Origin of the sequence: Blastopirellula sediminis (assembly GCF_020966755.1) — a bacterium.
Taxonomy (GTDB): domain Bacteria; phylum Planctomycetota; class Planctomycetia; order Pirellulales; family Pirellulaceae; genus Blastopirellula; species Blastopirellula sediminis.
In genome coordinates this window covers 1,039,841-1,057,069 of the sequence record NZ_JAJKFT010000004.1, presented here as the reverse complement: position 1 = coordinate 1,057,069, position 17,229 = coordinate 1,039,841, and the positions used below count along the sequence as shown (strand labels likewise).

Annotated in this window: 15 protein-coding genes; 3 read left to right on the top strand and 12 right to left on the bottom strand. The window is 59.2% G+C overall.

Annotated elements, in window-relative coordinates; genetic code table 11:
- Nucleotides 1-7 precede the first annotated feature (7 nt).
- The 12 genes from LOC68_RS08030 to LOC68_RS07975 all read right to left on the bottom strand — a co-directional run bounded on the left by LOC68_RS08030 (nt 8) and on the right by LOC68_RS07975 (nt 15,187).
- A complete protein-coding gene (locus tag LOC68_RS08030; protein WP_230217522.1) occupies nt 8-916 on the bottom strand; it encodes a cytochrome c oxidase subunit 3 in 909 nt (302 codons plus the stop codon).
- A gap of 14 nt (nt 917-930) precedes the next feature.
- Complete coding sequence (locus LOC68_RS08025; RefSeq protein WP_230217520.1) at nt 931-2,631, bottom strand: cytochrome c oxidase subunit I; 1,701 nt, start codon at nt 2,629-2,631, stop codon at nt 931-933.
- 11 nt (nt 2,632-2,642) lie between these two features.
- The gene (gene coxB, locus LOC68_RS08020) at nt 2,643-3,641 is read right to left on the bottom strand and encodes a cytochrome c oxidase subunit II (RefSeq protein WP_230217518.1); all 999 of its coding nucleotides are present in this window, start codon (nt 3,639-3,641) and stop codon (nt 2,643-2,645) included.
- Nucleotides 3,642-3,647: 6 nt separating this feature from the next.
- Nucleotides 3,648-4,535, bottom strand: coding sequence for an SCO family protein (locus LOC68_RS08015; protein ID WP_230217516.1), 888 nt, complete (start codon nt 4,533-4,535; stop codon nt 3,648-3,650).
- Between the two features lie 6 nt (nt 4,536-4,541).
- Nucleotides 4,542-4,907 (bottom strand): hypothetical protein, encoded by a 366-nt coding sequence (locus LOC68_RS08010; RefSeq protein WP_230217514.1) that lies wholly within the window; start codon nt 4,905-4,907, stop codon nt 4,542-4,544.
- 20 nt (nt 4,908-4,927) lie between these two features.
- Entirely contained in the window at nt 4,928-6,160 is a 1,233-nt protein-coding gene (locus LOC68_RS08005) for a quinol:cytochrome C oxidoreductase (RefSeq protein WP_230217512.1), read from the bottom strand.
- Nucleotides 6,161-6,162: 2 nt separating this feature from the next.
- Entirely contained in the window at nt 6,163-7,614 is a 1,452-nt protein-coding gene (locus tag LOC68_RS08000) for a quinol:electron acceptor oxidoreductase subunit ActD (RefSeq protein ID WP_230217510.1), read from the bottom strand.
- Nucleotides 7,607-9,019 carry an NrfD/PsrC family molybdoenzyme membrane anchor subunit gene (gene nrfD, locus LOC68_RS07995; RefSeq protein WP_230217508.1) on the bottom strand — a complete coding sequence of 471 codons (1,413 nt, stop codon included), beginning with the start codon at nt 9,017-9,019 and terminating at the stop codon, nt 7,607-7,609. Before nrfD ends, LOC68_RS08000 begins: the two co-directional genes overlap by 8 nt.
- A gap of 43 nt (nt 9,020-9,062) precedes the next feature.
- Entirely contained in the window at nt 9,063-12,239 is a 3,177-nt protein-coding gene (locus LOC68_RS07990; protein WP_230217506.1) for a TAT-variant-translocated molybdopterin oxidoreductase, read from the bottom strand.
- On the bottom strand, nt 12,236-12,937 hold the full coding sequence (locus LOC68_RS07985; RefSeq protein ID WP_230217504.1) for a cytochrome c3 family protein: 702 nt from the start codon (nt 12,935-12,937) through the stop codon (nt 12,236-12,238). The genes LOC68_RS07990 and LOC68_RS07985 overlap by 4 nt, the downstream gene beginning before the upstream one ends.
- A 268-nt stretch (nt 12,938-13,205) precedes the next feature.
- Entirely contained in the window at nt 13,206-13,739 is a 534-nt protein-coding gene (locus LOC68_RS07980; protein ID WP_230217502.1) for a response regulator transcription factor, read from the bottom strand.
- A 74-nt stretch (nt 13,740-13,813) separates the two neighbouring features.
- A complete protein-coding gene (locus LOC68_RS07975) occupies nt 13,814-15,187 on the bottom strand; it encodes an ATP-binding protein (RefSeq protein WP_230217500.1) in 1,374 nt (457 codons plus the stop codon).
- Between the two features lie 26 nt (nt 15,188-15,213).
- Between LOC68_RS07975 and LOC68_RS07970 the strand changes: the two genes are divergently transcribed.
- From LOC68_RS07970 to LOC68_RS07960, 3 genes are all read left to right on the top strand, one after another.
- Nucleotides 15,214-15,663, top strand: a complete 450-nt coding sequence (locus tag LOC68_RS07970) for a hypothetical protein (RefSeq protein ID WP_230217498.1) — start codon at nt 15,214-15,216, stop codon at nt 15,661-15,663.
- A 174-nt stretch (nt 15,664-15,837) separates the two neighbouring features.
- Nucleotides 15,838-16,902 (top strand): 3-deoxy-7-phosphoheptulonate synthase, encoded by a 1,065-nt coding sequence (locus LOC68_RS07965; protein ID WP_230217496.1) that lies wholly within the window; start codon nt 15,838-15,840, stop codon nt 16,900-16,902.
- Between the two features lie 6 nt (nt 16,903-16,908).
- Complete coding sequence (locus LOC68_RS07960) at nt 16,909-17,223, top strand: Rieske (2Fe-2S) protein (protein WP_230217494.1); 315 nt, start codon at nt 16,909-16,911, stop codon at nt 17,221-17,223.
- Nucleotides 17,224-17,229 lie beyond the last annotated feature (6 nt).

The following is a 17,229-nucleotide window of genomic DNA, read 5'->3' as shown; positions in this document are numbered from 1 at the left end:
TTTCCGATTAGTGGATCAGGTACAAAAGCGGGAAGAGGAAAATCCAGATCAAGTCGACAAGGTGCCAATAGAGCCCCGTGAAGTCGACCGGCCCGAAGTACTCGCTGCTGAATTCGCCGCGATGGGCCCGAACGATCAGCCAAATGATCACGCCCATACCGCCGATGATATGGATCGCGTGAATCCCGGTCATCATGTAATAGATGCCGAAGAAAATATGGATGTTGTGCACCCCTTGGGCCCCGCCATGATGCGCGTCCCCTTCGGCGGCGTGCTCATGGTCATCGTGGCCGTGCTCTTCGGCATGCTCTTCATGTCCCGCTTCGGCGCCCGAGCTGGGCTCTTCGGTAGAGCCATGCTCTTCGCCATGGGCCGGAGCTTCCTTCGATTCTTCCGCTGGAGCGGCAGGCGTTTCGGTCGAAACGTACGAGCTAATTACCGCCTCGGTGACCGCCGGGTATTGCTCTTGCGCGAAGCGATTGAAGACGCCGGGGTAAAGACCGTGATTGAACTTGTCGGTGTATTCCTTTGCTTTCACGAGGAGGAACACGCCGGCCAGCAATAGCGTCAACCAGAGCAACACGACCAACAGCTTCTTCTGGCTCAGCTGAGCGGCGCGAACCGCCCAAGCCATCGTGAAGCTGCTGACGATCAGCACCACCGTATTGAAGGCGCCGAGCATCGTGTTGAGCTCTTTCGCCGCGTCAATAAAGATTTCGGGGTGCAGCGACCGGTAAACCGCGTACGCGCAAAACATCCCGCTAAAGAACAGGATTTCCGTAATCAGGAACATCCAGATCCCGAGCTTCCCCGCATCGTATTGCTGACGCGCGGATTCAAAGTGATGCGCGACATGCTCCGGGTGATCGTGCCCGTGCCCGTGGTGTTCGTGCGTCGTCTCAGCGACCGTCGTCATCGTGCTTGTTTCCATCAGTGGCTATACGTTTTCTTGCCCGAGCCGGGATCGACGACATATCCGCCTTCCCGTTCGTCGTAACGCAAATTGCTGTAATCGTAGGGATCGCCAACCGGCGGCGGAGTTTCAAAGTTGTGAAGCGGCGGCGGCGAGCTGCACATCCACTCCAGCGTATTGGCGCCCCACGGATTGGCCGGAGCCTTCTTGCCGCGATAGAGCGAATAGATCAGGACCGCGATCGCGCCGACCATGCCGATACCGAGCAGGAAGGCGCCCATCGTCGAGAGCTGGTGATAAATCTGGAACTCGTCAACGTACCGAGCGTACCGACGCGGCATCCCGCGCGAGCCCATGATGAACTGCGGGAAGAAGGTCAGGTTGAAGCCCAGGAAGACGATCAACGAGAAGAAGCGGCCGGCGTTTTCGTTGTACATGACGCCGAACATCTTCGGCCACCAGTAATACAAACCGCCGACGAACGCGACCAGCGTTCCGCCCATCATCACGTAGTGGAAGTGAGCGACGACGAAGTAGGTGTCGTGCAGCTGAACGTCGGTCGCCAAGGCGCCCAGGAAGAGCCCCGTCAGACCGCCGATCGTGAACAGGAAGATGAACGCCAAGGCGTAGCACATCGGCGTCGCCAGGCTGATCGATCCCTTATACATGGTCGAGGTCCAGTTGAAGACCTTGATCGCGGACGGAATCGACACGCTAAAGGTCAAACCGCTGAAGACCACCGCCGCCAATTGCGACTGACCGCTGACGAACATGTGGTGCCCCCAAACCAGGAAGCCCAGCAAGGCGATCGCGATCGAGCTATAGGCGATAAAGCGGTAACCGAAAATATGCTTGCGGCTGAAGACGGCGACCAGTTCGCTGATAATGCCCATCGCCGGCAGAATCATGATGTACACGGCCGGGTGCGAGTAGAACCAGAAGAAGTGCTGGAACAACACCGGGTCGCCCCCGATTTCCGGATCGAAAATGCCGATGCGAAGGGCACGTTCCGCGATCAGCAGCAGACCGGTGATGCCGAGAACCGGCGTCGCCAGCAACTGAATGATCGCCGTCGCGTAAGTCGCCCACAGGAAGAGCGGCATCTTGAACCAGGTCATCCCGTGAGGACGCATCGTATTGATCGTCACCACGAAGTTGAGCCCGGTGAAAATCGAGCTGAAGCCGAGCACGAACACGCCGAGCAGGGCCAAGATGACGCGGGTATTGGTCGTCACGCTGTAAGGCGTATAGAACGTCCAGCCGGTATCGAGACCGCCGAAGATGATCGCCGCCAGGAAGAAGATGGCGCCGATCACCCACAGGTAAAAGCTGGCCAGGTTCATTCGCGGAAACGCGACGTCCTTTTGCCCCAGCATCATCGGCAGCACAAAGTTACCCAGCGCGGCCGGAATGCTCGGGATGATGAACAAGAAGGTCATCACCGCACCGTGCAGCGTAAACATCTGGTTGTAGGCGTCTTCCGACAGGAAGAGCTTTTGCCCCGTGAACAGCTCGGCACGCAGCACCAATGCGAAGATGCCGCCGAGGAAAAACGAGGCCATAATGCCAACGAGGTACATCACCCCGATCCGCTTGTGATCGAGAGTGAACAACCACGACCCAATCCCGCTGGAAGCCAACAGGTAGTTGTCTTCCCGGTCATGGTGGCCGCCGGCATCCGCGGCTTGAAAACGATCTGGCGTGGCGCCAACGCTCATGGGAGTTCTCGTTACTTAAGGCTCTTGATGTATTCGGCGATCGCCGTGATGTCCTGGTCGCTCAGCTGTGAGCTTGAGAACACCGGCATGACCGGCTCGTATCCCGCAACGACTTTCGCCCGCGGGTTGCGAATCGACTCGCTAATGTAATTTTCATCCATTTCGACTTCGCTACCGTCCGCCATCTTATGCGCGACGCCGAAGCCTGCTTTAAACGACGGGCCCGCTTTACGACTTCCGTCGACCGAATGGCAGCTGACGCATCCCTTGCGCTTGTAAAGGATCTCGCCCACTTCAGCCATCGTGCGGCCTTCGTACAAGTTCGCCGCCTTTACAGCCCAGGCGTCGAAATCGCCGGTTTCGTACACGTAGACTTGAGCCTTCATGTTCGAGTGGTCGCGGCCGCAGTATTCAGCGCAGAACAGCCACAGCGGATCGTGATCTTCCGGGTTGATGCCGGTACCGGTCACGTTGGTCGCTTCGACCCAGATTTCGTTATAGCGGCCCGGCACGCAGTCCATCTTGGTGCGGAACGCCGGGACGAACATGTTGTGAATCACGTCTTCCGATTGCAGGATGAACCGGACCGGACGGCCCACCGGAATATGCAAGTTTTCCGATTCGGCGCCGTTCGGATACTTGAACAACCAAGCCCATTTCCGCGCCACGACGTTGATCTCGTAGGCGTCATCCGGAGGAGTGCGGATGTTCATGTAGCTGGTGAAGCCCATCACGAAGATGACGACCACCAGAAACGACGGAATCACCGACCAGGTGATTTCCAACAAGTTGTTGTGCGACGACGAATGCTGCGGCTCATGCCCCGGACGGCGATAGTACGCCAGGACGAAGTAAACCATCACGCCGATGATCAGGACGAAGAAGAAGACCGAGAGCCAGTAGATAAAATCGAACAGGCCATCGACTTCTCCTGCGAACGTCGAGTTCGACGGAGTGAAAAACATACTGCCGGCGTCCGCCAACAAAGGTAAATTGCTGAGCAAGTTCATCGTGCTTTAGCGCGTGGTGACAGAGACGTTCTCTTCGACAGGCCAGTTCGCCGCGGACGCTTCTTCCGCTCGCTTTCGCTTACGGAAATGAGAAGCCGCCCAATACGGAACGAGGTATGCCAGCAATGCGACCAACATGGCCGCTCCGCCGAGTTTCATAATATTCGCAGCCGTTGGGCCGTAAGCGCCTTTGGTGGCGTCGTAATGAAAGCAGAACAGCAAGAACCGATCCGTGGTCGTTCCGATCTTTCCTTCGCTCGCTTCCACCAACGACAACCGCAACGTTTGCGGCGGGAATTCTACACCATACATGTAACGGGAGATTCGCCCGTCGGGAGTGCACAAGGTCAGTAGCGCCGGGTGAGCGTATTGCTTTTCGTCCGGCAAATATCGAAACGGAAAGCCGATCGAATCGGCCAGCGTCTTGATGCTCTTCTCGTCGCCGACCAGAAAGTGCCAACCGTCGGCGCTCTCGGGCCGACCGTAGAGTTCGAGATATTTTTCCTTGGTCGCGTGCGCCTTCTCCGACGTTTCCGTCGGATCGATGCTGACCGAGATCACTTCGTACTCTTCCCCGGCGGTCCAAAGCACCTGATCGAGGCCAACCACCAAGGCGTTCAACTGCACGCGGCAAAGCATCGGGCAGCTGGAGTAGTTCATCGAAAGAATGACCGGCTTCGTCCCCCGGAAGAGATCTCCCAAGCGAACCGTCTCGCCGCGATCATCTTGAAAGGTGAGATCCAGCGGCAGCTTTTCGTTCGGATGCTCAACAATTTCGAGGTCGCGAATTTCGGGTGGGTCGGTCCCAGGCACAGCGGCGCGCAACTGCTGCGATGTCGCCGTAAGGGCGAGCAGCAGAAGGGCGGCGTTGGCGAACTTGGCGACCGGCGACATGGGATCCTATTTCGCTTTCGTCGAGTATTCGTTCACGACCAACTGCATCGCGCGGTCGATCGGCAGGCTCACCTTGCCCGCTTGCTTGTCGACCCAACCGTAGCTGTTCATCGTCGCCTTTTGAGCGGCAATGACGGCAGCCGACTGATCGGTCTGCGTGGTGATCACTTTTTCCGTACGCAAAGCGTTCGCAAATTGATGATAACCGGCTTGCAGCCCCATCACGATGGCGAACGTCAAAATAGCGCTGACGAAACCAACCACCGCGATGACCGGAGTGTTCAAGTCGTCGGCCTGAGCCGGCAGCGGGGCCTGGTGGGTCACATGGACTTCCGGCGCGACTTGCGTTTCGACGTGTTCAGTTTCCGACATTACGCAAAACCCCTAGCTTATTACATGTTTTCCAGCGTAAGCGATTCCGTGAGACGCGGATCACGGAAGGCCAACAACGGACGTTCGGCAGCGATCCAAGCCAAGTTCCCGATGAAGAAGCCGCCGAGACCAATCAGGCAGGCGATTTCCATCGGCCCAAAGGGGAGTTTATCCGGCGAGTATTGCGGCATGACGAGCCAGAAAATGTCGACCCAGTGCATCACCAGCAGGAAGATCGCCCAGGCGACCATTAACGCGCGATTGCGGCGCACTGCACGGCCCATCGTTCCCAGGAACGGGATAATGAACATCCCAAATAGTAACAGTAGCGAAACGTTCCGCCATGCGTCATTTTGTCGCACTAAATACCAACCGGTTTCTTCCGGAATGTTGCCGTACCAATAGAGCAGGTATTGGCTGAAGGCGATGTAACCCCAGAAGAGGGTGAAGCCCCAGATAAACTTGCTCAAGTCGTGATAACGTTCGACCGTGATCACTTCGGTCAGCTTGCCCCACGATTGCAGAACGGAGCAGCAGATCAGCGTGAACGAGAAGAACGCCACCATCGCCCCGGCGAAGAAGTAGACGCCGTACATGGTGCTGAACCACATCGGGTCGAGCGACATCGCCCAGTCGATCGAAGCGAACGTGACCGTCAAAGCGAACGCGGCGACGACCAGCGGGCTCTTGCTCTCCATCCGCAGAGTCAGGCTCGGATCCCCCGATTCGTCCTGGGCCGTCGACTTCGCAAAGAAGAAGCGGGCCGCGGCAATCCAAACGGCGAAGTACAGGACCGCGCGGATCGCGAAGAAGGTCGAATTCAGGTACGGGGCCTTCCCGGCCAACACATGGTTGGTCGCAACCAGTTCGGAGTTATTCCATTCGTACAGCGAGTGACTGCCCGACAGAACCGAGAACAAAATCGGCAGGAACAACAGCGCCATCGGCGCCAAAGTCATTGCAATGATTTCCGTGATGCGGCGGACCGAGGCGCTCCAGCCGGCTCGCGTGAGGTGTTGCAAGGCGATGAAGCCGAGCGCTCCGAGAGCGATGCTCAGGAAGAACAGATAGTTGGTCAGATAGGCGAAGAAGAAATGGCGGAGGCGATCTCCAGCCATAATCCCCATCACCAGCGCGACCAGCATCCCGGCCAAACCCGCGCCATATCCGCCGACCATCAGGACGGAGCGAATATCGCCCAGGCGAATCGTTTCGTCGTTGGAAACTTTGATCTGTTTTTGATGATGGCCCATGGTTAGTTTCCTTGACCCTTCAGCGCGTCGGCTTCGATTTGCGGAACATCCTGAATCGTCGCGTCACGCGATTTCTGCAGCGCTTTCAGGTAGAGGACGATCGCCCAGCGATCTTCCGGCGTGATCTGAGCTTCATAGCTCGGCATCTTGCGAATACCGTTGGTGATCGTGTTGAAGACTCGGCCAACCGGCTGCTTCGTAACGTTGGGGTCATGCAGGTTGGTCGGCTGAACCCAGGTCGGCTGCTGCAACTCAAAGGCGCGGAGCGAAACGAGTCCGTTCCCCTCGCCGGACACGCCGTGACAGACGGCGCAGTAAATGTTGTAGCGCTGCTGCCCGCGTTCCATCAACTTCGCGTTGATCTCGAGCGTTTCCGGGAAGGTCGTCACCCAATCGGGTTCCGGCGGCTTCTCTTCGGCGGCGGCGTCCGCAGCGGCAGGCTTGTCGCCGGCGGGCTTTTCGTCGGCCGGTTTCTCTTCCGCCGGCTTGGCTTCATCGGCAGGCTTTTCTTCCGCCGGTTTATCTTCGGCGGCGGGCTTGTCTTCGGCTGGCTTCTCTTCGTCTTGCAGCAGCGCGACGTTCGAGGTCGCTTCACCGCCGGGGACGACGCCGGTCAAGAATTCGAGCGGCTGCCATTCTCCGCGAGCAACCGAGCCCGGCACGCGGGGACGCATCGCACGGCCGTCAGCGAAGATCGGCGAAGTGGTCTGCGTCTTCTTCTTCAGTTGGTTATCCATGTCCTGAATCGGATGGATACGGGGGTGCGGCGAAGTCGTGTTACGTGCGTTCCAAACCATCATCGGCGGCACGGTCAGCGCGGCCAGCAGGACGATCACGACGTATTTCATGAACTTCGGAATCTGGTCGCAGCTCGGATCGGCTTCGATCTCATCGATCGCAACCGGCGAGAATTTCTCGAGCATTTCCCGATGCTTCTGCCCCTTGTACTTCGGGTCGGTCGCGTCGACCGTCAGGAAGAAGCGATCATTCGTCGCACGGGCGAAGTTCTTGTGGCGGAAGAGCGGATTCGAGAATACCGGCAACTTGTTCAAAGCGATCATGCCGAAGAAGGCGCCAAACGCCGACAGCAGAATCGTGAGCTCGAACGTGACCGGAATGTTGGCCGGCAAGCTGAAGGTCGGCTTGCCCGAGATCATGTACGGGTAACCCGAGAGCAGCATCCCCGGCTGTTCGGTCGCGTTCATGTAGTACTGCATCGCCAGGCCGGAGATACCGCCGGTCAGCCCCATCGCCAGCACCAACCACGGCAGCATGGTCTTGCGAATGCCGAGCGCTTCGTCGATGCCGTGCACCGGGAACGGAACGTGCGCGTCGGTCTTGGTCAGCCCTGCGTCACGCACCGCTTCGCATGCCTTCAGCAGTTGGTGCTGATCTTCAAACTCGACCAAAAGGCCGAGCGATTTAGGACTCGTCTTTTCCGTGCTCTTAGACATGGTCGGCCTGTGCAATGGGATCATGTTCGCCGTGCGGCATAACGCTCTTGACTTCCGCCATGGCTACCATCGGCAGGAACCGCAGGAACAAGAGGAACAGCGTGAAAAACAAACCGAAGCTGCCGATGAACATGCCGATGTCGACCCAAGTCGGGGTGAAGTAACCCCAGCTCGACGGCAGGAAGTCGCGAGACAGCGACGTGACCGTAATCACGAACCGCTCGAACCACATGCCGATGTTCACAAAAATGCTGGCGACAAACATGATCCAAGGAGTGGTGCGGCACTTCTTGAACCAGAAGATCTGGGGAACGACCACGTTGCAGGTGATCATCGTCCAGTAGGCCCAGTAGTAAGGCCCGAAGGCGCGATTCTGGAAGGTGAACTGCTCAGCCGCCACGCCGCTGTACCACGCCATGAAGAATTCCATCGCGTAGGCGTAACCGACCATCGAACCGGTCGCGAGCAGAATCTTGCAGATGTTTTCCAAGTGACGCGTGGTGACCAGCTCCTTCAACCCAAACCACTGGCGTGCCGGCACGATCAAGGTCAGCACCATCCCGAAACCGCTAAACACGGCGCCCGCGACGAAGTACGGCGGGAAGATCGTGGTATGCCAACCCGGCAACTGCGAAACGGCGAAGTCGAAGCTAACGATCGTATGGACGGAGAGAACCAGCGGAGCGGCGAGCGCGGCCAGCAGGATGTACGCTTTTTCGTACCGATGCCATTGGCGAGCCGACCCGGTCCAGCCGAGCGAAGCGATGCCGTAACCGATCTGGTGAACGCGCGACTTGGTGCGGTCGCGAAGGGTCGCGAGATCCGGAATCATCCCCATGTACCAGAACAAAATCGACACGGTCGCGTAGGTCGACACGGCGAACACGTCCCACAGCAGCGGGCTGCGGAAGTTTGGCCACATGTTGAGATACAAGCTTGGATACGGGAACAGCCAATAGAAGACCCAGACGCGACCGATGTGGATCGCCGGGAAGATACCGGCACAAGCGACCGCGAAGATCGTCATCGCTTCGGCGAAGCGGTTGATGCTCGTACGCCAGTTCTGACGGAAGATGCAGAGAATGGCCGAAATGAGCGTACCGGCGTGACCAATACCGACCCAGAACACGAAGTTCACGATCGGCCAGCCCCAGTAGACCGGGACGTTATTGCCCCAGACCCCGACGCCGGTCATCACCAGGTAACCGATCAGCGCGAACAGCATGCCGAGTGCGGCTACCGAGACGCAAAAACCGATGTACCACGCCAGCGGCGGTTTCTCTTGTTCCGGTACGCCGGCGACGATCTCCGTGATGGAGCCGAACTTGAGCCCGCCCGTGACAAGCGGCGCGCGCTTGCCTGGGGTTTCCAGCGTAATGTCGGCGACTTCTTCTACTGTGGCCATGTTTCTTCGCGTGGACTACAGGGTTTCGCGTGTGATGGATTCGCTATTTCTCAGCGCCGGCTTCGGTCGCGTGCTCTTCTTTTTTCTCATGGTCGTGATCATGGTCATGATCGTGCCCATGTTCGCCATCCGACTCGACATGTCCTTCGTGGCCGGGGATGTGTTCGTCTTCGACGAACGGTTCGGCCAACCACGGATGCGGGTTCAGAATGCGAGCCAGGTACTTCGTACGCGGCTTGATGTTCAACTCGGCGAGCATCGCGTAAGCACGCGGGTTCGCATGGTTCTTGGCGGCGAGGTTTTCCGGATTGTTCAAGTCGCCAAATTGAATGGCGCCGGTCGAACAAGCCTCTTGGCAGGCCACTTTGATCTCGTTGGCGCCGATCGCACGGCGATCGCGACGAGCGTCGATCTTGGTGTTCTGGATTCGCTGCACGCAGTAGGTGCACTTTTCCATCACGCCGCGATTACGAACGGTAACTTCCGGATTGAAGACCAACTCGGCCAACTGGCGATTCGACGCTTCAAAGCGGTAATCGGTGGCGCGGTAGTCGAGGAAGTTGAAGCGACGAACCTTGTACGGGCAGTTGTTGCCGCAGTACCGGGTACCGATACAGCGGTTGTAAACCATGTCGTTCAAGCCTTCGCTGCTGTGAATCGTCGCCGCGACCGGGCAGACCTGTTCGCACGGGGCGTTTTCGCAGTGATGGCAAGTCACCGGTTGGGTGACCGCAACCGGGTCTTCGACGTCGCCGGCGAAGTAGCGATCGATGCGGAGCCAGTGCATTTCGCGTCCCTTCGCGACTTGCTCCTTACCGACGATCGGCACGTTATTTTCCGCCTGACAAGCGACGACGCACGCGTTGCAGCCAAGGCACTTCGTCAGGTCGATCGACATCCCCCACGCATGCCCTTCGTAGGACGCTTCGGTCCACAGCGATTCGAGCGGCGGGTGATGGACGACGTGCTGAGCGAAGTCCGGGTGATGCTTGAATTGCTCCAGCGTCCCTTCGCGAACGAGGGTCGGGATGCGGCGAGCGATTTCCTTCAAGCCAAGTTCGTCGATGGCATGATGGTCTTGCGTGGTCGCCAGCAGATAGGATCTGCCGGTCGACGCAACCTTGACGCCGGTCACGACGCTCATCGCGTCCGACTTACGCAGCTTGCCGGCGTCGACCCCGACCGGGTCAATGCCGGAAGCGACTTCGCCGCCGACCTTGCCGGCGTGCGTACGTCCGTAGCCAAGCGCGAGCGAGACCGTTCCCAAAGCCAGGCCCGGCATCAGGTAAACCGGCGCGTTAATGGACTCCCCACCAGAAGTCACCGTCGCCAAAATACCTTGCCGCAGACCTAGCAATCCGGCCGTCGTCGGATTGACCAACAGTGCGTTGTCCCAAGTCAGCTTCGTCAGCGTGTCGGGCAGTTCCTGCAACCAAACGTTGTTGGCGAAGCGGCCGTCGTAGGTCGACGTCCCCGGCGTAAACACCAGTTCCACTTCGTCTTTCGCAGGAGCCGTCTTCCAGGCTTCCGTGTCGGCGGTCAGCGCGGCGATGTCGCCGGCCAGCTGAACGCTTTGCGTCTTGCCAGCGGTTCCGCTCGCAAAACCATCATGCACAATCTTCTTCCAGGCCGATTCGGTCGCGTAACCGATGCGATCCTTGGCGACGCGGCGAACGATCTCTCGTCCTTCGCGTTCGTCCGAACCAGCCAATAGCGCGACGAATTCGGCCTTCGACAGACCGCCGAAGATCGATTCGATCAACGGCTGCGCGACGCAGTAACTTCCGTCGGCGGCGATAAAGTCGCCCCATGACTCCAGGCCGTGCGCTTCGGGCAGAACCCAAGTGGCGCCTTCGGAAGTCTCGTTGTCGTAGTAGCCGAAGAACAAGCGGCGAGCCGCCCCCTTCTGGGCTTCAGCGAAAGCGACGTCGGCCGGAGCGTCGTAGCAAGCGTTGCCGCCGATGACGACCAGCGTGTCGACCGCGCCGCCGGTCAGCTGAGCGGTCAGTTCCGCCAACGTTCCGACGTCGCCCGAGCTGGGCAAACCGGCGTCGATCAGTTCGACCGTTTCGCCGATGGCGCCGATCTGTTGGTTCAGCTTCCAGACGGCGGCCTGAACTTCGACCGGCTGACGAGGACCGACGGCGATGACCGCCTTGCCTTGATGTTTCTTCAGGTCGTCGACCAGCGCGGCGATGAACTTCTCTTGGCGACTGGCGTCTTCGCCCGGCTCGGCGATTTCGCCGCCGGCCATTTTCGCTTCCAAGTCAGCCACGAAGCTGGCGATCCGCGAAGCCGGCACGGCCACGCGATGATCGGCCGCCAGACCGCAGGTGGTGAACTGGCTTTCGACCACGTACAGGCGATTCATTTCGCCTTCTTCCGGAGCCCGACGCTGCGCGAAGTCGCGCGAGTTGCGTTGTCCGGTCGGATGATCGCCGAAGAAGTCTTCGTCGATGACCAGGATCACGTCCGCTTTGTCGAGGTGATACTTCGGAGTGACCGCTTTACCGAACGCCTTCTGAACGCCGGCCGTTTCGGTTTCGCGGGTGATCGAATCGTATTGGTAAACCTTCGCTTGCGGGAAGCGCTGACGCAGCTTGCCGAGCGAGTCGTGGTAGCTGGGCGAAGCCGACTTCTGCGTCAGAACGGCCAACTTGCCGCCGGCGCCCAGTTCTGAGGCGATCTTCTTCCAAGCGCCTTCGAAGTCATCCCACTTACGATCGTCAAACGTTTCTTCGCCGGTCGTTTCAGCGAGACCGCGAAGACGATCGGGATCGTAGACTTCCAGCACCGTCGCCTGCATGTACTGGTTCGAACCATGACCTTCCGGATGCTCGGCGTTGCCGTCGACTTTGATCGGGCGGCCGTCGTAGCTGGTCACGACGATCGGGCGAACTTCGCCGGCGATTTCAATCGTGCTGGCGAACTTCTCGGTGTTGCCGGGAACGCGATTCTCGGGACGCACGGCGAACGGAGCGACCGTTTCTTCCGGGTAACGCCAACCGATGATCGTCTCTTCCGGATAACGGCAACCGGCGACGCCGACGCCCAACGAGAGCGAAGCTCCCATCAGCTGCATCCAGCGACGACGCGACATGCCTTCCGGAAATTCGGAAGCGGCGACAGGGAATTCACGATGCAGGAACTGCTCGAACTCAGGCGTGTTTTCGAGCTGCTCGAGGCTTCGCCAATATTTTTTTTGCGAGTCGGACTTCATCGATGGCACGTCGAACAATTCGTGGAAGGTTGGATGCCGTTTTCTTTACGAATTTCGGCGCCCAACAGCGCCGCGGCGTTCGGATCCTTATCAACGCCCGGAGCGGTCCAGGCGAGATTCGTCACTTCGTCCAGCGGACGAACATGAGCGTCAGGGTTGCGATGGCAATCCAAGCAGAAGGCCATCGAGAGCGGTTTCACCTGGGTGACGACATCCATGGTGTCGACACGGCCATGGCAGCTAACGCAAGAGACGCCACGCGTAACGTGAGCGCTGTGATCGAAGTAAACGAAGTCGGGCAGGTCATGCACGCGCTGCCAGTCGACCGAGTCGCCGGTCGCAATGCTTTCGTGCACCGGCTCCAGCAGCGGGCTGCTCGTCAGCACGGCGGCGAACTTCGCACTGCCGTCGGCGGCGGCCGGGCTATGGCAGTTGCCGCAAGTCGCGGTCGGCGGAACCGCCGCTTGGGCCGCTTTATCCACGGTGTTGTGGCAGTAGCGGCAGTCCATCTTCAAGCGGCCGGCATGCAGCCGATGGCTGAACGGAACCGGCTGAATCGGGGCATGCCCGACGCTAATCGTTTCCGGAGCAACCGCAAAGACGAAAACTACGCCGCTGTAGATGGCGAGCGCAACAAAACCGGCGCCGGCTAGCGGCACAAAACGGTTTACCCAACGGGGAAATAAGAAACGGTCCATGACTGCGTTTCGTCCTAGGGGACGGCTGGTCTTTTTTTGAGCACGCAAACTGACAAGTCTCTCCGGCGAGACCTTCCAGCGCCAAGCCCACAACCACCTATTGGGCAAAAAATTACCACAGAAGGTTGCTTGGCTTTGCTCTTCGGCGGCTAATATAACCGCCCCGGAAAGACTTGGATGGTAGCTAAATCATCCGCCGAGCGCTATGCGTCAAAGAGTCACACTACTGTGAGGGGTGCTGTCCCAGCCGCCCTAAATTCGCGCCGCGCTATGGCGCGAGCTTCTTTAATTTGCGCTGCAAAGTGCGTCGTGGAATGCCCAAAAGCCGCGCCGCTTCGGAAAGATTACCGCCGCAATCATCCAAAACCCGATGGATATGCTCCCATTCCGCTTCGGCCAGCGATTGCGGCTGATATTCGATCGGAGTTGTAGCGGTGCTCTCCGCCGCCTTCTCGTCGAACGCCGCCAATATCTCATCCGCGTCGGCAGGCTTCGTCACGTAGTTGACTGCGCCCAACCGTATCGCGTCGACCGCATTCGAGATGCTCCCGTAGCCGGTCAACAAGACCGCCTTCGTGTGAGGAGAGACCTCTCGCAGATCGCGCAGCAAATCCAAGCCCGACTTCCCCGGCATCTTTAGATCCAGGACCGCGCGTTCGGGCTTCGCTTCGCTCGCCTGGGCGATCGCCTCGTCGTAATTCGCCGCTGCATACACGTCATAGCCGCGCGCCGAGAAGGCCCGCGTCAGGCGGTTTCGCAGAGTGTCGTCGTCATCGACAAGCAGTAGCGTAGGGCGACTCATGTTGGTCCCAAAAGCGAAGTGAACAGCGATCTCTAATATAAAAAGACCGCTCCAAAATTGCCATTCGATCCCCGCTATTTTCCCCTTACACCCCCAGCGGAGGTCGCATCCCACGGATCGGGTTTGCGGAGCAATTGCACAACGACCGTCGTCCCGTCATTCGAGCTCGACTCGATTCGGAGGGTCCCGTCGATCCGCTCGATCACGTTCTTGGCCAGGAAAATTCCGAGCCCGGTCCCGGCGCCGGGATCCTTGGTCGTGAAGAACGGTTCGCCGATGCGGGCCAAGACTTCCGGCGGCATCCCTGGCCCTTCATCTCGAATCGTCATCACCAGGTGCTTCGAGGTCCGCTCGAGCAGCACCACTACTTCGCGTCCTTCCGGCGAAGCGTCGAACGCATTCTTGATCAACCCGCGTAGCGCCTGAGCCAGCACCAGTCGCGGCGAACGAATTACCGCGTCGTCCGAGCGATCGATGATGCGAAGCCGATCGATCAAGCGGGCGTCGAGCAGGCTCCGGATCTCTTCGACCAATTGCGACGAAGTGACGTCGGCCAACGTTTCGCCGGTCGCCTGGCCGGCGTCGGTCGACATCTGATCGAGAATGTGCCGACAGCGATCTAGCTCGGTCCGAATCAGCGAAATGTCCGACTTCAGGTCGTCGGAAACCGGCATTTCGGCCAATTCCCGCTGCACCTCTTTGGCGACCACGGCGATGGTCGCCAGCGGCGTCGAAAGTTCATGAGCCGCTCCGGCGGCGAGCGTACCGAGCGCCTCCAGTTTTTCGCTACGAGCTCGCTGCATCTCGGCGCGACGCAAAACGGCGTCGCGGCGGCGAACTTCGTCGGTCAGACGAGTCGTGAAGTAGACGATCACGAAAATACAGGTCACAAACGCAACGTACATGCCGGTCTGGGCCATCGGAATCAGACCCAGCTCGCGCAGGGTTTGCATCCGCTCTGGCTGCGTCAAAACCGGGACGTCGACATGGTCGTAAAAGAGCAGCGCGATCGCCACCGCGGTAATCGCGGCCAATCCCCAGACGCTGCGACCTGGGAGAACGATCGCCGCCAGCGTAAGATTCACCATGTAGAAAATGCAAAACGGGTTCGTCATGCCGCCGGTGAAGTAAAGCAGCGCGGTCAGCGAACACAAGTCGAGCAACATGACCCCCAGCAAGACCTTTTCCGACAAACGCCCACTTTCGGGCGAGCTACGTATTCGTCGATAAAAGAGGGTCAACAGGATGTTGCTGCCGGCGGTGATCGCGATCGCGGTCAATAGCACGCCCCAGCGAATCGAAACGTGCAGCAGGAAACCGACCACCAAAATGGTGCCCAGCTGCCCAAACACGGCGACCCACCGCAACTTGATCAACCATGCGGCGTTGATCGACATCCGATCGCCTGTGGAAACAGGCGTGACCGGCGGAACAGTGTTCGGTGACATGCGCTGACTAGACCAAAAGTGAAACAATGACAGACGAAGTCGCTCAATCGAGACCCGATTCGCCCCGGCTGACCAGCCGCGGCTTGACCCTGCTGCTCGTCGGACTGGCGACCCTCCCGATTGTGATTGTCGGCATTTTATACGTCACGCTGCCGGCCACTTCGAGCAAACCGCTGGCAGTCGACGTGAAAATCGACCGTGACGCCAATCCCCCGGCGCTGGTGATCCATAACCAGGATGATTGCGACTGGTCGAATCTGAGCGTCTCGATCAACGGGGCATTCTACCACTACTACAAACATGCCCTTCCGCAGGGGAAGGAGCTTTCGCTGCCGGTCACGGCGTTTCTCCGTCGCAGCGGATTGCCGTTTGACCCGGCTGCAGTCGAAATCAACGACGTAAACGTGGCCGCTCGCCGAGTTAGCGGTCACCGAGCGACGCGTGATATCTCGTTCGAGCAGGGACAAGATCCGTAGAATCGCAAGAACCGGCCCCAAAAGGCCAAGTTACAGCGGCTTTCCGCCCCTCTTTTTTCGTCGAAAAGTGCGGCTGGGCTAGAGGTTTAGCCTGATCCGTGCGAAAATGGAGGTTTGCCCCTTTGCTTTCCACCGTGTCCAGTTAATCGCGCCGTGAAAAATAGCCCACTCGCCATGCACCAGACCGACAACGTCAACGTCCGTAGCATTGAAAAGCTCGTTTCGCCGCGAGAAATCAAGCAAGAGATCCCGGTGACCGAGGAGACGCAGGACTTCATCTTCGAATCCCGCGAGCAAATCAAGCGCATCCTCTCAGGCGAAGATGATCGGATGCTGGCGGTCGTCGGCCCTTGCTCGATCCACGATCCGAAGATGGCGATCGATTACGCGCGACGCCTGAAGGAAGTGGCCGAAGAAGTCAAAGATCGCATCTTCATCGTGATGCGGGTCTACTTCGAAAAGCCGCGGACCACCGTCGGTTGGAAGGGGTTGATCAACGACCCGCACCTCAATGACACCTTCGACGTCGGCTCCGGCTTCCGCATCGCGCGAAAGTTGCTGGTCGACATCGCCGAAATCGGCCTCCCCGCCGCGAGCGAAGCGCTCGAGCCGATCACGCCGCAATATATCGCCGACCTGATCTCGCTCGCGTCGATCGGCGCTCGCACCACCGAATCGCCGACCCACCGTCAGATGGCGAGCGGCCTATCGATGCCGGTCGGCTATAAGAACGGAACCGACGGCTCGCTGCAAATCGCCCTCGACGCGATGACCTCGTCCGGCAGTCCGCACAGTTTCCTCGGTATCGACGCCGAAGGAGCGACTTGCGTCGTGCACTCGAACGGCAATCCGTGGGGTCACCTGATCCTCCGCGGCGGTCGTAGCGGCCCGAACTACTCGCGCGAAGATATCAAAGACGCGATCGCCCAGCTCGAAAAGGCGAACCTGCAATCGAACCTGCTGGTCGACTGCAGCCACGCGAACAGCAACAAAGATCACACGCAACAAAAGAACGTCTGGCGCGACGTGCTGGCCCAGCGGATCGAAGGTAACCGCTCAATCATCGGCATGATGCTCGAAAGCAATATCGCCCCAGGCAACCAGAAGCTCGGCAGCGAACCGTCAGCGTTGACCTACGGCGTTTCGATTACGGACGCCTGCATCGGCTGGGACGAAACCGCCGACCTGTTGCGTGAAGCCCACGCCAAACTTTCGGAAGCCGCCGTCGGCGCGACGTAACCAACCATGTTCCGGCCGCTCGCTCGTCGTGACGAACTCCTCTCGCAAGAGGTTCTCTTTCGAGTCAGCGGCGAAGAATGGGTCGGGCTCTATCAACTGGGCGGGCAAGTCTTCGCGATCGACGCCCGCTGTCCGCACGCCGGCGCGCTACTGACGCGCGGCGAAGTCTGCGAAGGGATCCTTACCTGCCCGATCCATCATTGGCGATTCCGGATCTGCGACGGCAAGTATCTCGACGAAGATTCGCCACGATACAACTTGCGGATGTTCCCAGTCCGCATCGTCGACGGGCAGATCGAAGTCGACCTGCCGGACGTCTAGAACCGT